The sequence below is a fragment of the Arthrobacter sp. UYP4 genome, from assembly GCF_057291175.1.
The window spans coordinates 1-3,388 of sequence record NZ_JBXAVU010000018.1 but is presented as its reverse complement, the minus strand read 5'-3'; the positions used below and the strand labels follow the sequence as shown (position 1 = coordinate 3,388).

At 64.3% G+C, this 3,388-nt stretch carries 3 protein-coding genes and 1 pseudogene; 1 reads left to right on the top strand and 3 read right to left on the bottom strand.

Annotated features, from left to right (window positions below; translation table 11 throughout):
- Window positions 1-831: 831 nt before the first annotated feature.
- Entirely contained in the window at window positions 832-1,143 is a 312-nt protein-coding gene (locus tag AC0Z9V_RS18100) for a putative quinol monooxygenase (RefSeq protein ID WP_033107114.1), read from the bottom strand.
- Window positions 1,144-1,250: 107 nt separating this feature from the next.
- Here AC0Z9V_RS18100 and AC0Z9V_RS18095 point away from each other — a divergent pair, with 107 nt between their 5' ends.
- Entirely contained in the window at window positions 1,251-2,192 is a 942-nt protein-coding gene (locus tag AC0Z9V_RS18095; RefSeq protein WP_053548963.1) for a GlxA family transcriptional regulator, read from the top strand.
- A 472-nt stretch (window positions 2,193-2,664) separates the two neighbouring features.
- Here AC0Z9V_RS18095 and AC0Z9V_RS18090 read toward each other — a convergent pair whose 3' ends face one another.
- Both AC0Z9V_RS18090 and AC0Z9V_RS18085 read right to left on the bottom strand, forming a co-directional pair.
- Entirely contained in the window at window positions 2,665-3,117 is a 453-nt protein-coding gene (locus AC0Z9V_RS18090; protein WP_196597464.1) for a DUF4913 domain-containing protein, read from the bottom strand.
- A gap of 5 nt (window positions 3,118-3,122) precedes the next feature.
- Window positions 3,123-3,388: pseudogene (locus AC0Z9V_RS18085) on the bottom strand (conjugal transfer protein); the annotation flags it as partial.

Below are 3,388 nucleotides of genomic sequence, written 5' to 3'. Positions count from 1 at the left end.
GGCCTAGTCCTCCGCCGACGTCACCGGAAGCACACCAGCTCTCAGGCTCCGGACCAAAGAATACGCCCACATCAAATACGCAGCGGTGCCAGTAAGGTTTGACGAATCGCATGGGGTTTGAACTCGACTGACTTTGACCCCGTCCTCTACACATGTGCTGTCAGGTCCTAGACGTCGTCGATTCTGGGTGTGCAGCAGCTTTAGGATGTGGGAAGCAGCCGCACACTCAATCCGCGCCATGCGGCTGTCTGGTGTGACGACAGCGGACCGCCACCATGCGGTGAGGGTCCGCTGTCGCTCTGTTGTTTAAGCGCTCCTCGTGCGCTGGGTGATCAGCATGAACGCTCCCGCACTTACTGCGGTACATGCTGGCACTACGAGGTCTGTCAACCCGATGGGGTTGTCCGAACCTGCCCAAAAGTTGAGGAAGAGCGCCCACAGAGCGATTACCGTCAAAGTTACGCCAATCGCAGTAGCCTTCGCGTTCCAACGACTTCGTCGCGCGAGCAGATAACCGACCGCTCCTGCCAACCCGCCGATGACCGTTCCGAGCACTGCCCCGCCAATTACACTCGACAGCGCAACGCCACTCGTCACTGCTGGTGCGGCTCCGGCGAACCGTTCTGGTGGTCGCGCGATGCGCTGGCCTCACGGCTCTGCCCGACACCGACGTCGCTCTCCTCTGCGACGGACCCCTCGCCGGCTGAGCGCTCGCGGCCGGCATCCTGTCCGTGTGCCGATAGGCCTCGCACCGCTCGGCAACGCAGCGTGGCGTTGCGTCGCGACCTGGCGACGGCTCGGCGGGGCGCGATCGTCTCGTGCGTTGGCGGACTACGGGAGCTTGGACGCGAGGACGTCGGCCGCCAGGATCTCGGGTGCTGCGCCGAGGAGGTGCTGGTTGGCCATCAGGGCTGCGACGATGGCGCCGTTGGCGTGGGCGTCGCGAGCGGCTTCGTCGGGGAATGCATCGAAGATCCAGAAAGTGTCGGCGTGGGTCCTGACCGCGAACCAGACAATCGTTCCTACTTCTTCGTTGGCGAGTGCGACAGCGCCGGCGAGCAGATCGGCGACCGCGTCGTGCTGCCCATCGGCCGCGACGATCTTGGCGACGAAGGCATACGGAAGTGATGCGGGTGTGGACATGAGGGACTCTCCTTGACGTCGGGGTTCTTCGTGGGACGAGTCCAGCGTATGACGAGCGAGGGCCGGTGGGGAGTGGCGTATGCGGCAGTATTGCTATTGTTTACGTCATGCGTATCGGACTGATCGCGATCGACGGCTGCTTCGGTTCGGCTATCGCGTCGATCATCGACATCGTGCGGGTGGCCGACGGAGCCCGCGGCGATGTCGACCCGCGGATCGACCCGATCGAACTCGCCATCCTCGGACCGAAACGGCGAGTGACCACGACGGCATCGATGACCCTGTCGGTGGACCACCCGCTGTCGGAGTCCGGAGAGTTCGACGTGGTCGTCGTCCCTGCGCTTGGAACCCTTACGGCCGCCGCTACCAACGACGTCCTCCAGAGCCGAGATGCTCGTTCGGTCATCGCCTCGCTCGGGCGCCTCGACGAGGCGACCACCCGGATCGCCGCGGCGTGCACCGGCGTGTTCGCTGTCGCCGAGACCGGACGGATGCATCACCGGAGGGCGACGACCAGCTGGTTCCTGGGGCCGGAGTTCCTGAAGCGCTATCCGACCGTCGCCCTCGATCTCGACACCATGGTCGTGGTCGACGGGAACCTCGTCACCGCCGGCGCCGCGTTCGCCCACATCGACCTCGCGCTCTCACTCGTGCGATCGATCAGCCCCGACCTGGCCCAACATGTCGCCAAGCTCCTCATCATCGACGAGCGTCCGTCGCAGGCGGCCTTCGTCGCCTACGAACATCTCCGGCACGAGGACCCGATCGTCGTCGAGTTCGAACGCTTCGTGCGCGCCCGCCTGGACGAACCGTTCAACGTCGCCTTCGTCGCGCAGTCGCTCGGCACCAGCCGGCGCACCCTCGAACGACGAGTCCGTGCGGCGCTCAACCTCACTCCGCTCGGCTTCGTCCAACGGCTTCGCATCGAACGAGCTCGGCACCTCTCAGCAACCACGGACTTCACCTCCGCCGAGATCGCGCTACGGGTCGGCTACGCGAACGCCGAGACTCTGCGCTCCCTCCTGCGCAGGGAGCGACGCCGTTCCTGACCTATCGCCATGCCTGTAGCCGGTGTCCTAGCGCTCGACTGGAACCACCTCTCAGCACGTCGCGTCGACGCTCCTGCGTCGCCCCTGGACGACCCACTCGACACGCCCGCAGCACAGGTCATGTGACGTGTCCCGGCTTCCCGGACGGTCGGGGTTGGGTGGCTGTGATGTCGCTGCGTTCTCGTCGAGGGGGTCAGCAGACTCGATCAGGGTCGAGTGGGATGAGACGCGAAGGCGGTCAGGTCAGGGCGGCCGAAGCCGGCCGGCGGGGTAGCGTCGGTCACGTCGAGGTCTTTCGGACGGATGGCGTAGGAACCTCCGTGGGAGACCTCGACGTCTATCTGCGGACCGACGCTCCCGGCCGACCTACACCCTCATCTGGGAAGAGCCAGCTTGAATCGCCATACTCAGAGCGCCCTGGACTGAGATGCCAACGTGGGTAAATTGTCGTTCACTCACATAGATGACAGCGCTAGGTGAAGAGACCATCCGGTGCAGGCAGCACTGGAAGTGATGGGTTGGCAGGTTTGTGGACTTCGGCTGTGCATCCCTGAAAGGGGCCTTTTGGGGCGAACAGGGCGCGCATCGTCGGGTCCGCATAGTTGTTCCACCAGTCGGCCAGTCCCAAGGTTTCATCCAGGCGCAGGGCTTCCCATGCCCTCCAGAGGGCATTGAGCCTGCTGCACGCCTCGGTGTGCGCCCACCAGCTACTGCACCAGTAGAACTCCTTGTCGTACGCGGACGCCTGCACGGGCCGAGGGAAGTGGTGGATGAGGTAATCCGACACGAACGCCTCCAGGTTGGAGAAGACCAGCTGAGGCTGAGCATCCGTGCTCCCATCATTGGTCACACTTGCTTCCGCGTCAGCGCCGGGCGAGAACGGGTCAGAATCATCATCGAACTCGTACGAGGAGTGAGAATCCATGGTTGCTACTCCTTCACCATCGTCGTCCATCGGTTACCGCCATCTAGAGGCTTCACTGCAGATGCCACCTCAGGGGCGACCGCGACCGGAGGGTTCTTCTCGGACGGCTGGAAGCCGTTGTGCGCGGCTTCTGAGGCCGCCACCTTGTCCGCGTAAGGTCGTTCGCTGATCGGCATTGTGCGGAGCAGGACGGCCCGGGATCCGGAGCCGAGCATGATGGCCCTACCCTTGGGCATCGCGGCGAGATCCGCGACGGAGAGAATGTCGTCGG